This window comes from Actinomadura latina NBRC 106108 (genome assembly GCF_001552195.1).
GTDB lineage: Bacteria > Actinomycetota > Actinomycetes > Streptosporangiales > Streptosporangiaceae > Spirillospora > Spirillospora latina.
Map to the genome: position 1 here is coordinate 21,393 of NZ_BCQS01000044.1, position 20,301 is coordinate 41,693.

At 70.7% G+C, this 20,301-nt stretch carries 18 protein-coding genes and 2 tRNA genes; 12 read left to right on the forward strand and 8 right to left on the reverse strand.

The window, feature by feature from the left end; genetic code table 11:
• The first annotated feature begins 41 nt into the window (after positions 1-41).
• On the forward strand, positions 42-2,726 hold the full coding sequence (locus AL2_RS34300; RefSeq protein ID WP_067641182.1) for a coiled-coil domain-containing protein: 2,685 nt from the start codon (positions 42-44) through the stop codon (positions 2,724-2,726).
• Positions 2,727-2,729: 3 nt separating this feature from the next.
• Here AL2_RS34300 and AL2_RS34305 read toward each other — a convergent pair whose 3' ends face one another.
• Together AL2_RS34305 and AL2_RS34310 are read right to left on the reverse strand one after the other, a co-directional pair.
• On the reverse strand, positions 2,730-3,107 hold the full coding sequence (locus tag AL2_RS34305) for a phage holin family protein (RefSeq protein ID WP_245667114.1): 378 nt from the start codon (positions 3,105-3,107) through the stop codon (positions 2,730-2,732).
• Between the two features lie 91 nt (positions 3,108-3,198).
• Positions 3,199-3,672: a hypothetical protein gene (locus AL2_RS34310; RefSeq protein WP_067641184.1), complete on the reverse strand. Its 474-nt coding sequence runs from the start codon at positions 3,670-3,672 to the stop codon at positions 3,199-3,201.
• A 186-nt stretch (positions 3,673-3,858) separates the two neighbouring features.
• Between AL2_RS34310 and AL2_RS34315 the strand changes: the two genes are divergently transcribed.
• The gene (locus AL2_RS34315) at positions 3,859-4,518 is read left to right on the forward strand and encodes an HAD family hydrolase (RefSeq protein ID WP_067641186.1); all 660 of its coding nucleotides are present in this window, start codon (positions 3,859-3,861) and stop codon (positions 4,516-4,518) included.
• 44 nt (positions 4,519-4,562) lie between these two features.
• On the forward strand, positions 4,563-6,383 hold the full coding sequence (recQ, locus tag AL2_RS34320; protein WP_067641188.1) for a DNA helicase RecQ: 1,821 nt from the start codon (positions 4,563-4,565) through the stop codon (positions 6,381-6,383).
• A 6-nt stretch (positions 6,384-6,389) separates the two neighbouring features.
• On the opposite strand, the gene AL2_RS34325 is transcribed toward recQ, so the two are convergent.
• The gene (locus AL2_RS34325; protein WP_157438544.1) at positions 6,390-7,730 is read right to left on the reverse strand and encodes a flavin monoamine oxidase family protein; all 1,341 of its coding nucleotides are present in this window, start codon (positions 7,728-7,730) and stop codon (positions 6,390-6,392) included.
• A gap of 57 nt (positions 7,731-7,787) precedes the next feature.
• Here AL2_RS34325 and AL2_RS34330 point away from each other — a divergent pair, with 57 nt between their 5' ends.
• From AL2_RS34330 to AL2_RS34360, 7 genes are all read left to right on the forward strand, one after another.
• On the forward strand, positions 7,788-8,402 hold the full coding sequence (locus tag AL2_RS34330; RefSeq protein WP_067641191.1) for a TetR/AcrR family transcriptional regulator: 615 nt from the start codon (positions 7,788-7,790) through the stop codon (positions 8,400-8,402).
• A gap of 65 nt (positions 8,403-8,467) precedes the next feature.
• Complete coding sequence (locus AL2_RS34335; RefSeq protein WP_157438545.1) at positions 8,468-8,932, forward strand: DUF5666 domain-containing protein; 465 nt, start codon at positions 8,468-8,470, stop codon at positions 8,930-8,932.
• Between the two features lie 50 nt (positions 8,933-8,982).
• A complete protein-coding gene (locus tag AL2_RS34340; RefSeq protein ID WP_067641195.1) occupies positions 8,983-9,666 on the forward strand; it encodes a response regulator transcription factor in 684 nt (227 codons plus the stop codon).
• On the forward strand, positions 9,663-11,015 hold the full coding sequence (locus tag AL2_RS34345) for a sensor histidine kinase (protein WP_067641197.1): 1,353 nt from the start codon (positions 9,663-9,665) through the stop codon (positions 11,013-11,015). The genes AL2_RS34340 and AL2_RS34345 overlap by 4 nt, the downstream gene beginning before the upstream one ends.
• Before the next feature lie 81 nt (positions 11,016-11,096).
• Complete coding sequence (locus AL2_RS34350; RefSeq protein ID WP_067641199.1) at positions 11,097-12,071, forward strand: alpha/beta fold hydrolase; 975 nt, start codon at positions 11,097-11,099, stop codon at positions 12,069-12,071.
• A complete protein-coding gene (locus AL2_RS34355) occupies positions 12,062-12,919 on the forward strand; it encodes an SDR family NAD(P)-dependent oxidoreductase (RefSeq protein ID WP_067641201.1) in 858 nt (285 codons plus the stop codon). Before AL2_RS34350 ends, AL2_RS34355 begins: the two co-directional genes overlap by 10 nt.
• A gap of 548 nt (positions 12,920-13,467) precedes the next feature.
• Positions 13,468-14,097: an acetate uptake transporter gene (locus tag AL2_RS34360; protein WP_067641203.1), complete on the forward strand. Its 630-nt coding sequence runs from the start codon at positions 13,468-13,470 to the stop codon at positions 14,095-14,097.
• Between the two features lie 269 nt (positions 14,098-14,366).
• Here AL2_RS34360 and AL2_RS34365 read toward each other — a convergent pair.
• Positions 14,367-14,439 (reverse strand) — tRNA-Arg (locus tag AL2_RS34365).
• 192 nt (positions 14,440-14,631) lie between these two features.
• On the opposite strand from AL2_RS34365, the gene AL2_RS34370 reads away from it, so the two are divergent.
• Both AL2_RS34370 and AL2_RS34375 read left to right on the forward strand, forming a co-directional pair.
• Positions 14,632-15,063 carry a hypothetical protein gene (locus tag AL2_RS34370; RefSeq protein WP_067641205.1) on the forward strand — a complete coding sequence of 144 codons (432 nt, stop codon included), beginning with the start codon at positions 14,632-14,634 and terminating at the stop codon, positions 15,061-15,063.
• 137 nt (positions 15,064-15,200) lie between these two features.
• Positions 15,201-15,292, forward strand: a tRNA-Ser gene (locus AL2_RS34375).
• Between the two features lie 161 nt (positions 15,293-15,453).
• On the opposite strand, the gene AL2_RS34380 is transcribed toward AL2_RS34375, so the two are convergent.
• From AL2_RS34380 to AL2_RS34395, 4 genes are all read right to left on the reverse strand, one after another.
• A complete protein-coding gene (locus tag AL2_RS34380) occupies positions 15,454-17,262 on the reverse strand; it encodes a site-specific integrase (protein ID WP_157438546.1) in 1,809 nt (602 codons plus the stop codon).
• A 222-nt stretch (positions 17,263-17,484) separates the two neighbouring features.
• Positions 17,485-17,685, reverse strand: coding sequence for a helix-turn-helix domain-containing protein (locus AL2_RS34385; protein ID WP_353831584.1), 201 nt, complete (start codon positions 17,683-17,685; stop codon positions 17,485-17,487).
• Positions 17,686-17,745: 60 nt separating this feature from the next.
• Complete coding sequence (locus AL2_RS34390) at positions 17,746-19,563, reverse strand: relaxase/mobilization nuclease domain-containing protein (RefSeq protein ID WP_067641209.1); 1,818 nt, start codon at positions 19,561-19,563, stop codon at positions 17,746-17,748.
• 21 nt (positions 19,564-19,584) lie between these two features.
• Positions 19,585-19,779: a hypothetical protein gene (locus AL2_RS34395; RefSeq protein ID WP_067641211.1), complete on the reverse strand. Its 195-nt coding sequence runs from the start codon at positions 19,777-19,779 to the stop codon at positions 19,585-19,587.
• Positions 19,780-20,301: the final 522 nt, after the last annotated feature.

Consider the following 20,301-nt stretch of genomic DNA (forward strand, 5'->3'; position numbering starts at 1 on the left):
GAATTACGCCCCGGACGGTCGATCTGGGACGGGAACACGTCGTGAAGCAGCCGGCAGAGACCAACGAGCCTGATGAGCACCAGCCGAAGGAGACCCCACCCGCCGAAGGCGAGCCCCCCGCCTCCCCCGCCGAGGACACGGCACCGGCCTTCGCCCCCGAGTCCGGCGGAGACGGCGTGCAGCCCGGCCAGGCCGCGGGTGGTGAACCCGAGGTGGACGTCCGGGCGGGCTTGGAGACCATGCCGCTCGCCGGTGCCGGTTCCACGCCGTCATTGGGGACGGACGAGGTCGGCTGGGGCGGGCCCGAGCTGGTCGAAAGCGTCTACGCGCCGCTGAGCGAGTTCTATGAGCAGATCGACGCGCGGCTCAGGACGCTGCCCGAGGACGTCCGGCCGGTCGGGTGGGCGCCGCACATCGCGGCGCTGCGAGCCCTGCGGAACCAGCAGGTCGCGGGCGACTGGGAGGTGCTCGCCCGGTTCCTGGTCGCGCCCGGTTCGCTTGCCGGGACGGACGCCCTGCGCCTGGTCCACGTGGAGGAGGGCGGCGAGGCCGACGCGGTCCGAAGGGCGATCAAGGAGTTCACGGCGTCCGACGCGCGGACCCTCCTCATCGCGCCCACGCCCGCGCAGGCCAGCGAGCTGCTGCGCGGCCTGGAGGACGACCCGGAGGTCTTCTCGCTGCTGATCGAGACCCGCCCGGAGACGGCAGAGGCCCCCTCGGTCGAGACCCGGGCACTGCCGCCCATCGAGGACGAGCCGCCGGCCGCCCCGGAGAAGGCCGCGCCGCCGCCGCTCCGGGAGCCCGGAACCCACGGCACGATCGAGTTCAAGCCCCTGACCACCCCGCCCGCCCCCGAAACTCTGGAAGGCGACAGCGCCTCCACCGTGACACGCGTCGAACCGCTCCCCCCGCTGCCGCCGGAAGCAGCAGAGGACGAGAACGCCGCCGTGAGGCCGGCCGAGCCCCTCCCAGGTACGCCGGTTGAGGCTGAAGACGGTGACAGTGCGTCCGCTGTGACGCGGATGGAGCCGATTCCCGCGCTGCCGCCCGAGGTGGGCGAAGGCGTGCCCAGCGGCCCGGGCGTGGGGGTGTCGGCGCCGGAGTGCCGGGTGCGGGCGGCGGCGTTGCGGCCGGTCGGTGAGGCCTGGCGGCAGGCTTGGGACACCGAGGTGCGGATGCTGCGGCGCGGGTTGATGTGGCTGGAGCAGTGGCCCCGGGACGCGGCGGCGCTGCGGTCCGTCCAGGCGGAGAATCTGCGGCGCGGCGAGGAGCTGGAGGCCGAGAAGGCGGCGCTGCGCGGCGGTATCGAGGAGGCCGCGAACGCGGCGGCCGGGGCCGAGCGGGGCGCCGTCGAGGCGGAGGCGGAGGCGGAGCGGCTCGCCGCCGTCCAGCAGGAGGCCGAGGCCGAGCTGGCCGGGCCGCGCGCGGAGGCGGACCGGCTGCAGGCGGAGGCCGACCGGGCGGCGGACGAGGCGACCGCCAAGACGCGGACGGCCGACGCGTCCTACGCGAGGTGCGCGCAGCTGGACGAGCGGGCGAAGACGGCGCAGTCCGAGCTGCGGGGGGCGCGGGAGGCGGAGGCGTCCCTCACCGACGAGCTGGCGCGGGCGCGGGAGGCGCTGCCCGCCGCGGCGGAGGAGGCGCACCGGCTGACGGCGGCCGACGCGGACGCCGCGGCGGAGGGGCACGCCGCCTACTACCGGCTGGTGTCGGCGGAGTCGGCGCTGTCGGCGGTGCGCCGGAAGATGACGCTGGGGCAGCGGCTGCACGTGGCGTCGCCGCCGGCGGAGCTGAGCGGGCTGCGCGCCGAGGCCAAGGCCCGGACGCGGGAGGCGGACGAGGCCGCGCGGCGGGCGCGGGAGGCCAAGGACGCGGCCGAGCACGCGGAGCGGGTGCGCCGCGGGCTCGCGTCGTTCGTGTCCGAGGGCGGGACGCGGCTGCGGCAGGCGCAGGAGGCCCAGGAGCGGCTCGGCACCGAGCTGACCTGGCTGGCGACGGAGCGGGAGAAGGCCGGGGCGGAGCACCGGGAGCACGCGCGGCTGGCGTCGGAGGCCGTGGAGCGGGCGACGGAGGCGAGCCTGCGGGCGCGCGCCGCGCACCAGGCGGCGCAGGAGATCGAGGACCGGGTGACCGCCGCCCGGACGTCCCGCGAGGAGGCGCTCGCGGCGGCGGTCCGCGCCCGGACGGACGCGGAGGCCGCGGCGGCGAAGTCCGCGGAGATGGCGGACACGCTCGAACGGCGCACGGCGGAGGCCGCCGAGGAGATGGCGGCCCGGGGGAGGGATCTGGAGACGGTCGCGCAGACCGAGGCCGGGACGCGGCAGAACGTCGCGGAGATCTGCGGCGCCGATCCCACCGAGGACCCGGAGGCCGTCCCCGCGCACCAGCGGCGCGCGATGGCCCGGATCGAGCAGCTCACCGGCTACATGGAGGGCGGCCGCGCGGTGGAGAGCGAGATCCTGCTCCGCACCGCCGACGTCGTCGTCGGGACTCCGCTCGGCGCCGCCCTCACCGGCTCCGGCCAGGAGTTCGACGCGCTGATCGTCGCGGACGCGGGGGCGCTGACGGACGCGGAGTTCCTCATCGGGGCCGTCCGGACGCACCGCTGGGTACTGATCGGCGCGCCCGGGTCCCGTCCGCCGGGGTACCGCGAGTACGCCGGCGGCCCGTCCGGCCGGCTGGAGCGCAGCCCCTTCGAGCGCGCCGCACTGGCCGCGGGGGACTGACGGCTAGTCGTCGTCGTCCGGGAGGAAGAGGTGCAGCAGCCAGCCGACGACGCCGACGACGATCGCGCCCCAGAACGCCGGCCAGAAGCCGTCGACGTGGAACGGCAGGTCCAGTTGCTGCGCGACCTCGCTCGTCAGCAGGAGCAGCAGGGCGTTCACGACGAGGCCGATCAGCCCCAGCGTGAGCACGTAGAAGGCGCAGCCGAGGGTCTTGATGATCGGTTTGAGGACGGCGTTGACCAGGCCGAAGATGACCGCGACGGCGACCAGCGTGAGGACGCGCCGAACGGTCGTCTGGTCGCCGAGGGAGATGCCGGCGATCAGGACCGTGGCGGCCCACAGGGCGACCGCGGTGATGCCTACCTTGAGAAGAATCCGCACACCACGATCATGTCCGGGACGGAAGGCGCCCGCCATCCCTCTGGGTGACGATTCGGGCGGGTGGCGCGGTCATCACCACGTATTACTCGCCTTACTCGCCGCGCTCGAAGAAGGGGGAGGTGGCGGGGATCCGCGACCGGGGCGCGACGCGGACGCCGTCCACCGGCGGGGACGCGGGCCGGGACGCGGGCGGGGGCGCGGGCTGGGGCTGCGGCCGCGCGTTCCGCCGGCTCGGGCCGCCGCCCTGCCGGGCGCGGGCGAGCTCGCGCTCCAGGCGGCGCTTCTCCATCTCCAGCGTGGTCAGCGACTCCTGGTGCTCTTCGCGCAGGTCGCGCAGGTCGCGGCGGTTGCGGATGCGGCGGGCGGCGCCCGTGAAGGTGAGCATCAGGCCGAGGACGAGGACGACGGCCACGCCCGCGCCGGCCAGGAACACCTGCCATTCGTTGTTCAGGCCGGGCATGGCCTGGCCGAAGACGACGAGCTGGGCGCTGTCGGTGTTGTCGAGGACGACGCCGGCGCCGACCACGACGGCGGCGGCGACCAGGAGAAAACCGAGGAACACCATGGGCGGATCTCCTCTGCAGTGACTCCGGAGGGGGAACGGAGGGTCACCACGATGCCAGACCGAAACTGGATCATGTCGCATTCGCGGCATAAATCCGGTACATCCGCCCGGCCGGACGCGCGCGGTTCCGGCCCGGCGACCTCGGGTAGTTGACCGGAGATCACGCCGAGATCATTTGGAGGGCCCATGTCCGTGCAGGCCATCGTGTTCGACCTGGACGGGGTGCTGATCGACTCCGAGCCGGTGTGGGAGGAGGTGCGGCGCGGCTACGTCGCCGACCACGGCGGGCGCTGGCTGCCCGACACCCAGGACCGGCTCATGGGCATGAGCACCGAGGAGTGGGCCGCCTACATCGCCACCGACCTCGTCGACGGCGTCACGGCGGAGGACGTCGCCTACGAGGTGATCGACCAGATGTCGCAGCGGTACGCGAACGGGCTGCCGCTGCTGCCGGGCGCGGAGGACGCCGTCCGGCGGATGGCGAAGTACCGTCCGCTGGGCCTGGCCAGCTCGTCCCCGCGCGCCCTCATCGACCTGGCGCTCGGGGAACTCGGGGTGGACGCCCTGTTCCGCACGACCGTGTCCACCGAGGAGGTCGAGTACGGCAAACCGGCACCGGACGGGTATCTCGCGGTCGCCGCGCAGATGGAGGTCCCGGCCGCCGGCTGCGTCGCCATCGAGGACTCCAGCAACGGGCTCCGCTCGGCGCACGCGGCCGGGATGACGGTCATCGCGATCCCGCGGCCGGCGCACCCGGCGGCGCCCGACGCCCTGGCCCTCGCCGCGCACGTGGCGTCCGGACTGGACGAGGTGACGCCCGACCTGCTGGAGGTCGTCCACAGGTGAGTGTTCGTGGGACGGGTGTCGGCGGCGGTTCATAGTATGGGCCGATGACTTCCCCCGAGACGCTCGACACCCTGCGGCGCGTGTTCGGCTACGACGCGTTCCGGGACGGCCAGCGGGAGATCATCGAGCATGTGGTCGGCGGCGGGGACGCGCTCGTCCTGATGCCGACCGGCGGCGGGAAGTCGCTGTGCTACCAGATCCCGGCGCTGGTCCGGAAGGGCACCGGCATCGTCGTCTCGCCGCTCATCGCCCTCATGCAGGACCAGGTGGACGCCCTGCGCGCGCTCGGCGTCCAGGCCGGCTTCCTCAACTCCACCCAGGACTTCGACGAACGCCGCGTCGTCGAGGCCCAGTTCGTCGCGGGCGAGCTGGACCTGCTGTACCTGGCGCCCGAGCGGCTGAAGCTGGCCGCGACCGTCGAACTGCTCGACCGCGGCGACGTCTCCCTCTTCGCGATCGACGAGGCGCACTGCGTGTCGCAGTGGGGGCACGACTTCCGTCCCGACTACCTGATGCTGTCGGGCCTGCACGAACGCTGGCCGGACATCCCCCGCATCGCCCTCACCGCCACCGCGACCGAGGCGACCCGGGGCGAGATCGCGTCCCGCCTCAACCTCGAACAAGCGCATCATTTCGTCGCGAGCTTCGACCGCCCCAACATCCAGTACCGGATCGAGCCGAAGACCGACGCCAAACGCCAGCTCCTCCGCCTCCTCCAGACCGAGCACGAGGGCGACGCGGGCATCGTCTACTGCCTCTCCCGCAACTCCGTCGAGAAGCACGCGGCGTTCCTCACCGAGAACGGCATCGAGGCCCTCCCCTACCACGCGGGCCTGGACGCGGGGACGCGCGCCGCGAACCAGTCGCGCTTCCTGCGCGAGGACGGCCTCGTCATCGTCGCGACCATCGCGTTCGGCATGGGCATCGACAAGCCCGACGTCCGCTTCGTCGCCCACCTGGACCTGCCCAAGTCCGTCGAGGGCTACTACCAGGAGACGGGCCGTGCCGGACGCGACGGCCTCCCGTCCACCGCCTGGCTCGCCTACGGCCTGCAGGACGTCGTCAACCTCCGCAAGATGATCGACGGCGGCGAGGGCGACGCCGCGCACCGCCGCCGCCAGGGCATGCACCTCGACTCCATGCTCGCCCTCTGCGAGACGGTCGAATGCCGCCGCGTCCAGCTCCTCGACTACTTCGGCCAGTCCGGCGAGCCGTGCGGCAACTGCGACACGTGCCTGCACCCGCCCGAGACCTGGGACGCGACCGTCGCCGCCCAGAAGGTCCTGTCGGTGATCGTGCGGCTCGACCGGGAACGCCGCCAGAAGTTCGGCGCCGGGCACATCATCGACATCCTGCTCGGCAAGCGCAGCGCCAAGGTCATCCAGTTCGACCACGACACCCTGAAGCCCTTCGGCGTCGGCACCGACCTGCGCGAGGCCGAATGGCGCGGCGTCATCCGCCAGCTCCTCGCGCAGGGCCTCATCGCCGTCGAGAGCAACCACGGCACCCTGCTCCAGACCGACACGAGCGGCGACGTCCTGCGCGGCCGGCGCACGGTGATGATGCGCCGCGAGCCCGACCGCCCCGCCGCCAAGGCGGTCAAGACGGCCAAGGCCGCCAAGGCCCCGGTCGACCTGCCCGCCGAGGCGATGCCCGTCTTCGAACGCCTCCGCACCTGGCGCGCCGCGACCGCGAAGGAGCAGGGCGTCCCCGCCTACGTCATCTTCCACGACGCCACCCTCCGCGAAATAGCGACGGCCCTCCCGACGACGCTGGCGGAGCTGTCCCGGGTGAACGGCGTCGGCGAGAACAAACTCGCCAAGTACGGCGACCAGGTCCTGGAAACCCTCGCCCCGTCCGACTGACTGAAGTCAGGAGTCGAGGGTTGCCTCGCGGGCGGCGCGGTGGGCGGATTCGACGGCGCCGTCCATGTAGCCGGCCCATCTGGTGGCCGTTTCGGTGCCGGCCCAGTGGAGGGGACCGATCGGACGGCGGAGTGAAGGACCGTAGCGGGTCAGGGTGCCGGGGGTGGCGAAGGCGCCGTAGCAGCCGCGGGAGTACTCCTCCTCCGCCCAGTCGCGTTCGACGTAGGCGATCGGGGTCTTGGCGCGGGGGCCGAAGTAGGCCGTCAGGTCGGCCAGCACCTGAGCGCGGCGGTCTTCCGGGGACAGGCGCGCGGCGATGTCGGCGTGCCGCCCCTCCAGGAAGCCGACCAGGACGCCCGGACCACCGTTCTCGGGGGTGTTGTCGAAGGTGATGCCGAACGGGCGGCGGTCGCTGGTCACCTGGCCGCTGAACCCGTCCGCGCGCCAGAACGGCTCGTCGTACGCGACGTTCACCTTGATGACCCGGCCCATCGGCATGCGCTGGACGAGCTGGTCGCGATCGCCCGGCAGGCCGGGGCTGAAGCGGATGCGGGCGGCGAGCGGCGGCGGGACGGCGATGATCGCGCGGCGGGCCCGGATCTCGCGGGCGGCGGCGCGGAGGCGCACCGAGTCGTCCGTCCACTCGATGTCGGTGACCGGTGAGTTCAGGACGACCCGGTCGCCCAGCTCGGCCGCCAGCGTGAGCGCGATGCGCTGCGAGCCGCCGGAGACGCGGTCCTGCTGGGCGCCGCCCGTCGTGTCGATCAGCGGGTCGAGGCCGCCGGCGGACGCCATGTAGAAGCCCGCCCACAGCGCGGACATGTCGCCCGCCTCGGCCGAGAAGACCGCCTGCGTGATCAGCCGCATGAACGCGCGGCCCCCGCGCGTGCGCATGTTCCGGCGGATCCACGTCTCGAAGGTCTGCCCGTCCAGCGCGGCGGCGCGGCGTGCCGTCCACGGCTCGTCCGCCTGGATTCCGCGCACCAGGCGCGCGACGCGGAGCTCGGCCTGCGCGATGTCGGCGAGCGTGAGCGGGGAGAGCCTGGGGATGCGGCCGGTGTACTCGCCGCGCGTCCTGCCGAGCTCGGCGATGTGCCGCCCCTCGTCGTACGTCGGGTAGGTGGACAGGCCGAGGTCGGAGATCAGGGCGAGGACCCCGTCCTGGCCCGGGCCGACCCACTGGCCGCCGATCTCGATCGGTTCCCCGCCGGGCAGTTCGCCGTTGAGCAGCCGCCCGCCGACCCGGTCGCGCGCCTCCAGGACGACGACGTCGTGCCCGTCCCGGACGAGGTCACGCGCGGCGACCAGTCCGGCCACACCGGCTCCGACGACCGCGATGTCCGCCATGTCCCCTCCCATGCACGACGCATCTGACATACGTCTTGTATGTGTTATACATGCCGCATGGAGCATGTCAAGACCCGGCGGGAGCGGTACGTCGAGAGCACGCGCGCCGCGCTCATCGACACCGGCCGCCGGTTCTTCGCCGAGCGCGGCTTCAACGAGGTGTCCGCCGAGGAACTCGTCCGCGACGCCGGGCTCACCCGCGGCGCCCTCTACCACCACTTCGCCGGCAAGCAGGGGCTCTTCGAGGCCGTCTTCGAGGAGCTGGAAGCCCAGGCGGCCGAGCGCATCACCACCGCGATGGCCACCGCGTCCAGTGCAAACACCACGTCCGGCAGGGACGGGGCGTGGGTGCGGGCCGAGGCGGGGATCCGTGCGTTCCTGGAGATCTGCTCCGACCCCGAGTACCGCGAGATCGTCCTGCTGCAAGGGCCCATCGCGCTCGGCTGGCGGCGCTGGCGCGAACTCGACCAGCGCTACCTCGGCACCATCCTCACGGACGGCCTGACGGCTCTCCTCGGCGAGTCGGGCGCGCATCCCATCGGCCTCACCACGGCCGCCTTCTACGGCGCGCTCACCGAACTGGCCCTCTCCATGGCGGACGCCGGAGACCCCGTCCAGGCCCGCGATGAGGCCCTCCACCTCATCCGCGGGATGCTGAACGGCATTCGGTGAACTCCCAGGGTTCTCCCAGGATTACCCGAGGACAACTGCCAGCCGCCTCCGGTTGCATGGGCCGCATGCGTACCAAGACCATCGCGGCCGGGCTCGGCGCCGCCGGCATCCTCGGCGTCGGCCTGTATCTCGCCGTCCCCGCCTCCGCCGCCGACCCCAGCCCGTCTCCGTCCGCCTCTCCGACCCAGTACCGCGACCACCCCGGCCATCCCGGCAAGGGCCACCCGTTCCTGCGGGCGCGCGCCCTTCGCGGCGTCCACGGCGAGGCGACCGTCAAGCGCAAGGACGGCTTCCACCTCGCCACCTGGCAGCGCGGCAAGATCACGTCCGTGTCCTCCACCGGGCTCACCGTCCGCAGCGACGACGGCGCCAGCTGGACCTGGACGGCCAACGGCGACACCCGCGTCCGCAAGGACGGCGGCCAGGCCGCTCTGAAGGACCTCGCCAACGGCGAGCAGGTGCTCGTCGCCGGCGAACGCTCCGGAGAGACCCGCACCGCCCGCCTGGTCCGCGTCCCCAAGAACCGCTAGCCGCGGGGCGGTACCTTCGGGGGTGGAGCACGTCCAGCGAAACGGGGCCGATGAGCGAGAGCCGGCGGGTGCTCGTCGTGGACGACGAGGACAACATCCGTGACCTCATCGAGGTCGCGCTGCGCTTCCACGGCTTCACCACCGCCACCGCCGCCACCGGCGAGGACGCCCTGCGCGCGGCCCGCCGGGAACGGCCCGACCTCGTCCTGCTGGACGTCATGCTCCCCGGCATGGACGGATTCGAGGTGTGCCGGCGGCTCCGCGCGGACGGCGACCAGGTCCCGGTGATCTTCCTGACCGCGCGGGACACGCCGTCCGACACGGTCACGGGCCTCACGCTCGGCGGTGACGACTATGTCACCAAGCCGTTCTCGATCGAGGCGCTGGTCGCGCGGGTGCACGCCGTCCTGCGCAGAGCCGCCCCGGCCCCGTCCGCGCAGGACGCCGTCCTCCGCGTCGCCGACCTCGAACTGGACGAGGCGCACTGGACGGTCCGGCGCGGCGGCGTCGACGTCGACCTGTCGCCGACGGAGTTCCGGCTGCTCGCCTACCTGATGCGGAACGCGGGCGTCGTCCTGTCGCGCGCCCAGCTGCTCGACGGCGTGTGGGGCTGGGACCACGGCAACCCGCAGGTCGTGGAGACCTACATCAGCTACCTGCGCCGCAAACTGGACCCGCTCGGCGCGCCGCTCATCCACACCCGGCGCGGCGTCGGCTACGCGCTGCGGCCATGACGCTCAACGCCCGGCTTCTCGCCGGCCTGCTCGCGGTCACCACCGCCGGGCTGGCCATCATGGGGCTGGTCAGCGCGCTCGTCCTGAACGGGTACCTGATGCACCGGGTGGACGAGCAGCTGGAGGCCACCCGCGACCGTGCCGTGACCCGCCTGCTCCGTCCCGGCCTCCCCGAGCAGGGCGTGGCGCCGGCGCAGTTCGTGGTGCTGGGCGTCGGGCAGGCGGGACGGGTGCGCGTCCTCAGCGGCGACGATCCGAACCCCGAGCGGGCCGTCGCCGCGATCGAGAAGCTCGGCCGGGACGAGCTCGCCGCCCGCGCGCGCGCCCTCGAACCGTTCTCCCTTCCCGGGCTGCGCGCCGTGGCGCGTCCGTGGCGGAACAGCATCGTCGTCGTGGCGGCCCCGCTCGGCGAGATCCATTCGGCCGTGCGGAACCTGGTCCTGTCGGAGATCGCGACGGCGGCGCTGCTGCTCGCCGCCCTGATCGTGCTCGGGCGGTGGCTCATCCACCGCGGCCTGCTGCCGCTGAACCGGATGGCCGCCACCGCGCACGCCATCACCGCCGGCGGCGACCTGCGCGCCCGCATGCCCGGCCCGGGGCAGCGCACCGAGACCGCCCGGCTCGCCGCCGCCATCAACGTGATGCTGGAGCGGATCGAGCAGGCGTTCTGGGCGCGGAGCCGGTCCGAGGCGCGGGTGCGGGAGTTCGCCGCCGACGCGTCCCACGAGCTGCGGACGCCGCTGACCACCATCCAGGGCTACGCGGAGCTCTACCGGCACGGCGCCCTCGGACCGGACGAGCTGCCCGACGCGATGCGCCGCATCGAGGGCGAGGCCCGCCGCATGAACGACCTGGTCACCGACCTTCTGGAGCTGGCCCGCCTGGATCGCGAGGCGTCCCTGCACCCCGTCCCGACGGACCTGGTCGTCCTCGCACGGGACGCCGTGGCGGACGCGACCGCCGCCGAACCCGACCGTCCGGTAAGGCTGGAAGCCCCGGAAGCGCTTGTCGCCAACGTCGACGAGGCGCGCCTACGCCAGGTCTTCGCGAACCTGCTGGCCAACGTCCGCGCCCACACACCCCCCGGCACGCCTGTCACCGTCCGCCTGGCCCCAGGTCTGATCGAGGTTTCGGACGAGGGACCCGGCATGTCCCCAGAGGACGCCGCGCGCGCTTTCGAACGCTTCCACCGCGCGGGCAAGGGCACCGGCGGGACGGGCCTCGGCCTGCCGATCGTGGACGCCATCGCCGCGGCCCACGGCGGACGCGCCGAAATCCTCACCGAACTGGGCACGGGCACGACCCTCCGCATCACGCTCCCCATGGCCGACGGCCACCGCTCCCACTGAGCGGGACACCGCGGAGTTCTGAACCGCACCGTCCTGCACAGTCGGTCGCACATCGCCCCGGAGCCCCTGAGGAGCCACGGCATGGCCGGCTGGACTCATCGGTACGCGAAGATCAACGGCCTCGACGTCCACTACGTGGAGCAGGGGGCGGGGCCGCTCGTCGTCCTCCTGCACGGATTCCCGCACACCTGGTTCAGTTGGCGCCACCAGATCGGGCCGATCGCGGACGCCGGGTTCCGGGTCGTGGCGCCCGACATGCGCGGCATGGGGCAGACGAGCGGGCCGTCAGACCACCGCGAGTACGCCCCGGACCGCATCGTGGCCGACGTGACCGGCCTCCTCGACCATCTCGGCGCGGAGAAGGCGGTGTTCAGCGGCCTCGACTTCGGCCTGTTCGCCGCCTACGACCTCGCCTACCACCATCCGGAGCGGATCGCGGCGATCATCGGGCTGGAGAACCCGTTCATCACGCCGTCCGACGAGGCGCCGCTGACGATCGCCGCGCGGCAGGCCAAGAGGCACTTCAACCACATCCACTACTTCGTCGCGTCCGGCACCGCCGACGACGACCTCGCCGCGGCGCCCCGCGAGTTCCTGCGCAGGCTGTTCTACGCGCTCTCCAGCGACTACCACTACCTCGACGTCTGGCGGCAGCCGCCGGGAACGTCCTACATCGACGCCCTGCCGGACGCGCCGCCGCTCCCGTGGACGTGGCTGACCGAGCCGGAACTGGAGATCTACGTCGCCGACTACAGCCGCAGCGGCTTCACCGGCGGGCTGAACTGGTACCGGGCCATGGACCTTTCCTGGGAGCACCGGAAGTCGTACGCGGGCCGGAAGAACCCCGTCCCCTTCTACTTCATCGGCAGCGAGCAGGACGTCGACCTGGAGGCATGGCACGGCGACGATCCGCTGAGCCGTCTCGGCGAGCATTACGAGGATCTGCGCGCCGTCCGGATGCTCAAGAACGCCGGGCACATGATGCAGATGGAGAAGCCCGGCGAGACCACCGCGGCGATGCTGGAATTCCTTGCGGGGAGGAACGAATGGGCCTGACCGAGAACCGGGTGGCGGTCGTCACCGGGGCGAGCCGCGGCGCCGGAAAGGGAATTGCGCTGGCCCTGGGCGAGACCGGGGCGACGGTCTACGTGACCGGACGCACCCGCACCGAGGGCGAACTCCCGGGCACGGTCTTCGCCACCGCGCAGGAGATCACCGACCGCGGCGGCACCGGCGTCCCGGTGATTTGCGACCATTCCGACGACGACCAGGTCGAGGCTCTGTTCAAGCAGGTCGAACGCGAGTCGGGCGCACTCGATATTCTCGTCAACAACGCCTTCACCATTCCCGACGGGCTGGCCCGGAAGGGCCCGTTCTGGGAGAAGCCGCTGGCGCTCCAGAGCATGTTCGACGTGGGGATGCGTTCGGCGTACGTGGCGAGCTACTACGCGGCCCCGCTGCTCATCAGGAACAACGCGGGACTCGTCGTCAACACCTCGTCCTTCGGCGGCCGCTGCTACATGCACGGCCCCGCCTACGGCGCGGGGAAGGCCGCCGTCGACAAGATGGCCCACGACATGGCCGTCGACTTCAAGCCCCACAACGTCGCCGCCGTCTCCCTCTGGATGGGCCTGCTGAAGACCGAGCGGAACAGGGCCCTCTTCGAGGGCGTCCCCGAGCGCTACCAGTCGTTCGCGGCCGGAGCCGAGTCCCCAGAGTTCAGCGGACGAGTGATCGACGCCCTCGCCCGCCACCCCGACCGGATGCGGTGGACCGGCCAGGTGCTCATCGGCGCCGAGCTCGGCGAGGAGCTGGGCATCGTCGACATCGACGGCCGCCGGCCGCGCTCCCACCGCGCCATGCTGGGCGATCCGCCGACTTTCAGCGACGCCGTGGTCGACTGACCACCTGTTGTCTAGCTTGTCTAATAACAACTGTCACAGCGGCCCGTTCCGCATCCGGAGTGACCGGTCACATCCTTACCATGCCCTGTCGATAATTCGCACTGCTAAGTTCAACCCTCGCCCCGCACGGCAAAGGCAGCGTAGACCGCAGGCAAAGACCCTCCATGAGTGCGGACGCATCACATCAAATCGATCACCTCGCGCGACGCCGAGAAGGCCACTACCCTCCCAATTCAACTTTGATGACATGGCTTTGCGGTGATACGTCGGGAATATCCCGCGAACAGGGTCCTGACCGGACGCGCCAACGGAGTTATGATCCGAAACGGGACCGTCCGGATAACGGTCCCCGCAGTTCAGGGACGCATCTGACGCCGTCCGAATCGCGCCGGATGCCTGGCATGACGGTGAGGTCGGATCACTATGGGACGACGTTCCCGCCGGTGCGGCCTTCCCCGACGTCCGTTGTCGCATTCCTTCGTCCATCCCTGCCCGGCCCGTACGAGACCGAGCGAGACACGGCGATGGGACTCCACCGAGGAGGCACCATGACCCACGTCGAGCAAGAGTCGACCCCGCAGACACCGCCCGCCGTCGCCGACCCCGCACCGCTGGGGCTCGCGGCCTTCGCCCTGACCACGTTCCTCCTCTCCGCCAAGAACGCCGGCTGGACCGACGGCACCGACGCCTGGCTCGGCTACGCCTTCGCCTACGGCGGCCTCGTCCAGCTCCTGGCGGGCATGTGGGAGTTCCGCAACCGGAACGTGTTCGGCTCCACGGCGTTCGCCTCGTACGGCGGGTTCTGGATCGGCCTCGGACTGTACGTCGTCCTCGCCGCCGGCGGGGCCACCCCCGCCCAGGAGGCCAACGACCTCGGCTGGATCCTGCTGGCCTTCGCGATCTTCAACACGTACATGATGCTGTGGGCCACCCAGGTCAATCAGGCCGTCCTCGCGGTCTTCGTCACCCTGGAGGCCACCGAGATCATCCTGTTCATCGGGAACTTCTCCACCAGCGAGACCACGATCAAGATCGGCGGCTACGTCGGCGTCCTCACCGCCGTCTGCGCCTGGTACGCGTCCGCCGCGGGCATCATCAACGGCATGATGGGCCGGACGTTCCTCGGCGTCGGCCGCCCCATGTTCAAGCCGATCACCCCAAGCCCCGACCCCCGCTGACCCACCACCCGACGCCCCCGCCGCCGGCGGGGGCGTCCCCACGTCCAGACACTTTGAAAGCCCACACCCGCCGAACGCCCCCGTCACATGGGACGCCTCCGCAACCGCGCCCTCCCGGGCCCCCTACGTTCCGCACGGGCGGTCGTTGGACGACTAGGCAAGATCGCTTAACGAGTGTGAGAGATTGGTGAGAGGCGAGGCCCTCAGAGAGGATTCAGGGCCCTGCCTCCCTACCGAGAAGCCGGGCCCTGACCTGTGCAAACTCTGTGCGCACCCGAAGGGATTCGAACCCCTAACCTTCTGATCCGTAGTCAGATGCTCTATCCGTTGAGCTACGGGTGCCTGACGGAGCCAACTGTACCGGCTTCGTGGACCTGTCCGCGAATCGGTTGGCCGATGCGAGGTTACGGAAGTGTGACTTGAGTCACGGAACCCTCCGTCGGGGCGGTACGCCAAAGGGGGGATCTCAGACGGGGGTGACGCGGGTCGTCCTGCTCCCGTCCGAAGCCCAACCCCCCTTGAAGGAGAACCCTCATGCGCATATCCGCCACCAAGCTGGTCGGCGTTCTCGCCGTCGGCGGCTTGATGCTCGGCTCCACGGGCTGTGGCGCGGTCGACGCCATCGCCGGTGGAAAGAAGACGACCGCCTGCAAGAACATCGAGACCGAACTGCGGAGCTTCTCCACCGGTGGGATGTCGATGACGTCGCCGAGCGGCGCCTCCGCGACCGCACAGAAGTTCACGGACACGGCCGCCAAGGTCCGGTCGGAGGGCCAGAGCGCCGGCGGTGACGTCGAGACCGCCGCGACCGCGTTCGCGGGCGACCTCGACCAGACCGCCGACATGCTCCGGAAGCTGGGCTCCGGCGACACCTCGTCCATCGGACGGCCCGACACCGGCGCCATGCAGCAGCACGGCAACGACCTGGCCAAGGCCTGCGGCTTCACCGGGTTCCGCCTGGGCTGACCGTCGAGGCTTCGCTCCCGCGGCCCCGGGAGCGACACGTCCTCGGCGGTTTCCCACTATGCTTCTCGGGCCACGGGACGCAGGCTTTGCCGGTTGGCTCGCCGAACCGGTAACCTGTCCTGAGCCTGATGGCTACTGGAGGATTCGCCTAGTCCGGTCTATGGCGCCGCACTGCTAATGCGGTTTGGGTGCAAGCCCATCCGGGGTTCAAATCCCCGATCCTCCGCCACTCTGACCAGGGACTTCGTCCAAGATCTCAGTCTTGAGCGAAGTCCCTGTCGCATTCCAGATGTCCGTTTTTCCTGGCCTGGTGTGCACATGGTGTGCACGGGAGGTCGGCGGAGTGCTTTCGTCGCCGGACGATGCGGGTGCTGACCGGCTCGACTTTGATTACCCTGCGTGTTGGCCGCGCCGGTTGCGGCGGTCCGCGAATGAGATCACGTTGGTGGCGTCGGACGGTCTCGGCTGCGGTCGGCGAGGGACGACCGCGGCCACCGCCTCGGCCGCTGCCCTGGACACCTCGGGAAGTACCGAGGTGTAGGTGTCGGCGGTGAACGAGTGGCGGGCATGGCCGAGCGTCTCGCTGATCACTTTCATGTTGACGTTGCCGAGCAGGGCGAGCGTCGCGGCTCCGTGCCGGAGGTCGTGGAAGCGGATCGGCGGCAGCGGCTCACCTCCCGTCGCCACCTGGACGGTGCGAACAGAGATCCGGTGGTGACGAGCGATCCTGTTGATGGGCCAGCCTTCGATGGAGTGCTTGTCCTGGACGAGTCCGTACTTCTTGATCAGGTCCTCGAACCGTGTGGAGATCCACTGGGGACGCAGGCCTGCCCCGTCCTCGCGGGTGAAGACCCGTCCGGAGTCCACCCACACCTCGGGGCCGGCGGCGGATCTTTCACGTTCCTGAACGACCCGCCAGTCCAGCAGGACCGAGATGGTCGCCTCGTCCAGCGCCACGGTGCGCTCGCCGGCCTCGGACTTGGTGTCGTCGTACTCGTCGGCCTGGCTCTCGGAACCAGGGCGCGTCTCGCGGACGGTCAGCGTGCCTGTGCCCTGGAGGTCGGTGTCCGCCCAGGCCAGTCCCGCGACTTCGGCTCGACGCAACCCGCGGAAGGCGACCAGATGGAACAGGGCGTACAACCGCTCGTCCGCGATGAAGTCGAGGAAGGCGCCCGTCTGGGCGGGCGTCCAGACCATCACCGGCCCAGGTACCTTGCCGGTCTCCTGCCACCGCTGGACGCGTTCGGTCGTCCAGACGAGCGGCTTCGCCCGCCTTCCCCTGACGCGTGGTGTTTCTACGTGCGCGATCGGGTTCTCCCGCAGTCGCTTGGACTTCACCGCCCAGTTGAGAGCCGAGAGCAGAACCGCATGGATCTTCCTCACCCGCGTCGGGGAGATGGGCTTGGTCTGTTTGCGGCGGGGAGCCTCTCCGACCTTGAGCTGTCGCGTTGAGTACGCGCGGACTTCAAGCAGGCGCCGGAGCATCTCGCTCGGCTTCGCCCCCTCGGGGAGGGGGCGGTTGATCTGCATGATCGCCTCGTACAGGGCGATCACGTGCTTGTCCCTGAGGTCGACCAGCTTGAGGTGTCCCAGGCCGGGCACCAGGTAGAGCTGGACGATCTCCGTATAGTCCGCGAACGTCGAGGCGGACAGGCTCTCCTTCTTAGCCGGAAGCCAGATCGTCTCCAGGTAGGCGCCCGTCTTCAGGCTCCGATCGAGTTGCCGTCCATGGATCTCGAACTTGGCGAGTTCTTCCGTGAGCGCTTGCTGCGCGGCCTTCTTCGTCTTGAACGGGCCGACGGTCGGCTGTCTTCGTCGACCGCTGCTTCCTGCGGGTGCGTCGTAGCGCGCCCACCATGCTCCGTGATCGCGGTTGACCAGCTTCGGGCACTTGCCCGCAGGGTACTTCTCACCGGTTTCGAGATTGCGGCAACCGCAGCGCTTGTAGGTCGTGCCTCGCATGTCTCCTCCTTCGGGAACGGTTCGTTCCGTGGTGGCGGGGGCTGCGCAACGGCTCTGCGGGAGTTGCTCTATTCGCGAGGCCGTCTCCCAGTCGGACACCACTCGATTCACGCCGAGCTCCTCGTCAATCTCGGTGAGCTTCAGGCGGGTGTAAGGGGCTTCGCAGAACGCTTCCTGCCGGGCAGCGAGGCCCTCGATCGCCTCACGGGCAGGGGGTGACGGGAGGTCCCGGGGCACAGAAGGGAGGCAGTGGCGTTCTGCTGCTGCACGCTCACGGTGAGTCAACTACAGGCAGGTAGATCTTTTCAAGCACAGCCTTGATGGTTGAAAGCCGAGGTCAGACGCCCTGCGCCGGGATGCCGAGCTTCGTCGCCATCCCGGCGCCGGGCGGTCTCTCTCCGGACTTGCCAGCCACTCCTTGGTTCACTCGGAATCAGCGAGCCAGCCGACTCCTGAGGACTACGTGACGCCGAGCAACTTGCGGAGTTCCGCGGTCGGCACTCGGTAGGTGGTGCCGACTCGGATGATGCGACAGGGGAAGTCGCCACGCTTCGCCAGCTCGTAGGCGTACGTACGAGAGAGTCCAAGTGCGCGAGCGGCGGTCATGATGCTGACGACCGTGGGGAGAGTGTCGAGGTCTTTGTGGTGCATGGTCTGCATTCGGATGCCTCCGTGTCTTGGTGTGTGGAGGTGGGGCGATGCCTCGCCATGGCGAACTTGTTAGCGGCGCCGGCGGCTTGGGTTAGTTGGTGCCGTGGGGCCGGTCGGTGCGGGGCGACTGGAGGCCGTGGGTGGCAGCGGAGCCCACGGGTTGGGAAACGCGGCCATGGCGAGACGCCCTTGTGAGGGCATGGCTGCCTGTGCGGATTGACGTGGAGCGTTGTCGGGGTCGGCGGGTTTTGCTGCGCGGACCTGGGCGGTGGCTTTTCGGGCGGCGTCGGCTTGGGCTTGGCGGTGCTGGAGTCGGCGGAGCTCAGCGATGGTGTCGAGCAGGTTGATGAGGTTGGAAATCAGCAGCATCGCCGACACCGCCGTCCGGTCCATGGCCCCGGTTAGCGCGAGAAGCCGGGCTGTGGTCCGCAAGGCGTTGCCAGCAGGAGTGGGGCGAGGAAGACGCCCGTAGGGTGCGCGAGCGGCGCGGTCGTAGGTGTCGGCTGCGCGGCGGAGGTGGTGGTTCCCGGTTGCTTGGGCAGCCGCGTGAAGGGCATCGGACGCAGCCCAGCAGGCGTCCTGACCTGCGTGTGGATTGACAGCCAGGTCGCGCCGGAGATGAGCTGTGGCGTGGGCAGCAGCACGGGCGGCGTCGTCGTAGAAGGCCTGCCGTTCCTCGACAGTGAGGTCGTCGTCGATCGTTGGTGCGGGGCCGGTCGCGGGCGAGGTCCAGCGTTGCTGGAGGCGCGTCAGTGAGAGGTCATCTGCAAGGCGGCTTCCCGCGTGCCAGGTCGGTTCTTCGTCACCGTGGCCTGTGGGGAACGCGACGGCGTAGCCGGTGATCTGGCCAGGCGTGTGCTGGCTATCGCGAACCTTGACCAGGAGGCCGTAGTCCTGGAGTCGGCTGAGGAACTCAGTGGTCGTCCGGGCTTCGTCCGCGGCGCGGCGGACGGCCGTCCGCAGCACGGCCCGCTTCGTCCGCTCGGACAGGTGCCGTCCGTCCAGCGGACCGACGGCGGACGAACTGCGGACCGAGCCGTCCGCACCTGCCCAGCGGTGGCGAAGTTTGGGCAGCGTGAGGTCCGAGGCAAGCTTGCCTCCCCCGTACCAGACCGGCTGCCCGTCCGCGTTCACATCGCCAGGCGCAGCCACCGCATACCCAGTGAGTTCACCGGCCGTCCGCTGGCTGAAGCGCCGTTTCACCAGGACACCGTCGGCTTCGAGGCGCTCGAAAAACTCGCTCTCGCTGCAGGCGCCGGCGGCTGCCGCCTGGACTTTGCGGCGCAGGAGGGTTCGGGATGGCATTGGCTGGCCACGGCGGACGGCCTTCTCGGTCTCGCCGCGTTTGGGACGGCGGGCCGCTGTGCGGTCCGCCGGCGCCGTGGAACGCAGACCGAACCGCTCCTCCACCGCCCGGCACGCGTCGCGGACCCGGTACCCGTCGTTCCATACCTCTGGACGGACGCCGTCCGGTCGCGCCAGCGTGGCCACGATGTGGACGTGGTCGTCGGCGTGGCGGACGGCGATCCAGCGGACGGCGTCCACGTCCCCCATCGGAGCCAACCCGGTCCGCTGCATGATCTCGGCCGCGATCTGCGCCCATTGCCCATCGGCCAGGACCGGGTCCTCAGGAGCGGCCCGCACCGCGCAATGCCAGACGGGCTTGCGGTAGTTCCGTTCACCGAGCAACGCCAGCGGCTGTGTCAGCAGACCCTCCAAATGACGAAAGTCCCGGCGACCATCAGGCCCCACCCCCGGCTCCAGACCGGCCGCGTCCTCGAAGCCCGCCACAATGTGCGGGTTGTAATGCTCGCCGTTGGTGCCCGGACCGTAGAGGTAGCGCAGCAACCCCTGGACCCGAACGCCCCGCAAGACCTTCCCGATCACGACGCAACGCTCAAAGCGCGATCACGGCAGCCGCCTTCTCAACTCCTCGGCCAGCTCGTCCAGCTTGCAGACCGTCTGCGCGGCGGCGCGGGCATACCACTGGATCGTCGACGACACCTCCCCCGAATTCAGCGCGGTGACAGCCTGGTTGAGATTGACGCCGATCCGCTGCGCTTGACCGCGCGCCTGCATGACGGCCCGCAGTACCTCGCGCATCTCGTTGTGCTCTGCTCGCGGCGTCCCGGTCGCCGCAGCCAGCAACTCAGCGCCGCCCAGGCCGCGGTCGCCAGCCGCTCACGCTCGGCGGCTCTCGACACCGCCGCGTGCTCGTCGTCCGACAACAGGATGTACAACACCCGCCTCCGCTTCGACTCGCCACGAGCTCGGCGGTGACGTCGCCTCGCCATGCTCGACGAGGACTCGCCGCACCCCTCTTCGACCATCAGCCTCCTGACCTGGGATCGCGCTCGATCCCGCTCCCACTGCGGACCGCGCCCGGTCCACAGCCGATAACGCTTGCGTTTTCCATTTCTTCCCTGCGCCCTGCGCCAGCGGGATGCAGGGCGCAGGGGACCGCGTCGGCGCCCAGCTTCTCTCATCGCCCGCGAGTCAGCTACTTTGAGCATCGGCGTGGCGGACTGTCATTCAAAATCAGCGTTCAGACCGCAGAACCTACGGATGCCCGAGGCCTGGTCAACTTGATGAGCAGGACCAACGTCCGCTCATGCCGATGACCGG

Excerpts from the sequence above, each read along its gene's own strand:
- AL2_RS34310 (WP_067641184.1), bottom strand. The coding sequence starts at position 3,672 with ATGGTGTTCCTCGGTTTTCTCCTGGTCGCCGCCGCCGTCGTGGTCGGC.
- AL2_RS34315 (WP_067641186.1), top strand. The coding sequence starts at position 3,859 with ATGTCCGTGCAGGCCATCGTGTTCGACCTGGACGGGGTGCTGATCGAC.
- recQ (WP_067641188.1), top strand. The coding sequence starts at position 4,563 with ATGACTTCCCCCGAGACGCTCGACACCCTGCGGCGCGTGTTCGGCTAC.
- AL2_RS34325 (WP_157438544.1), bottom strand. The coding sequence starts at position 7,730 with ATGGCGGACATCGCGGTCGTCGGAGCCGGTGTGGCCGGACTGGTCGCC.
- AL2_RS34330 (WP_067641191.1), top strand. The coding sequence starts at position 7,788 with ATGGAGCATGTCAAGACCCGGCGGGAGCGGTACGTCGAGAGCACGCGC.
- AL2_RS34335 (WP_157438545.1), top strand. The coding sequence starts at position 8,468 with ATGCGTACCAAGACCATCGCGGCCGGGCTCGGCGCCGCCGGCATCCTC.
- AL2_RS34340 (WP_067641195.1), top strand. The coding sequence starts at position 8,983 with ATGAGCGAGAGCCGGCGGGTGCTCGTCGTGGACGACGAGGACAACATC.
- AL2_RS34345 (WP_067641197.1), top strand. The coding sequence starts at position 9,663 with ATGACGCTCAACGCCCGGCTTCTCGCCGGCCTGCTCGCGGTCACCACC.
- AL2_RS34350 (WP_067641199.1), top strand. The coding sequence starts at position 11,097 with ATGGCCGGCTGGACTCATCGGTACGCGAAGATCAACGGCCTCGACGTC.
- AL2_RS34355 (WP_067641201.1), top strand. The coding sequence starts at position 12,062 with ATGGGCCTGACCGAGAACCGGGTGGCGGTCGTCACCGGGGCGAGCCGC.
- AL2_RS34360 (WP_067641203.1), top strand. The coding sequence starts at position 13,468 with ATGACCCACGTCGAGCAAGAGTCGACCCCGCAGACACCGCCCGCCGTC.
- AL2_RS34370 (WP_067641205.1), top strand. The coding sequence starts at position 14,632 with ATGCGCATATCCGCCACCAAGCTGGTCGGCGTTCTCGCCGTCGGCGGC.
- AL2_RS34385 (WP_353831584.1), bottom strand. The coding sequence starts at position 17,685 with ATGCAGACCATGCACCACAAAGACCTCGACACTCTCCCCACGGTCGTC.
- AL2_RS34395 (WP_067641211.1), bottom strand. The coding sequence starts at position 19,779 with ATGCGCGAGGTACTGCGGGCCGTCATGCAGGCGCGCGGTCAAGCGCAG.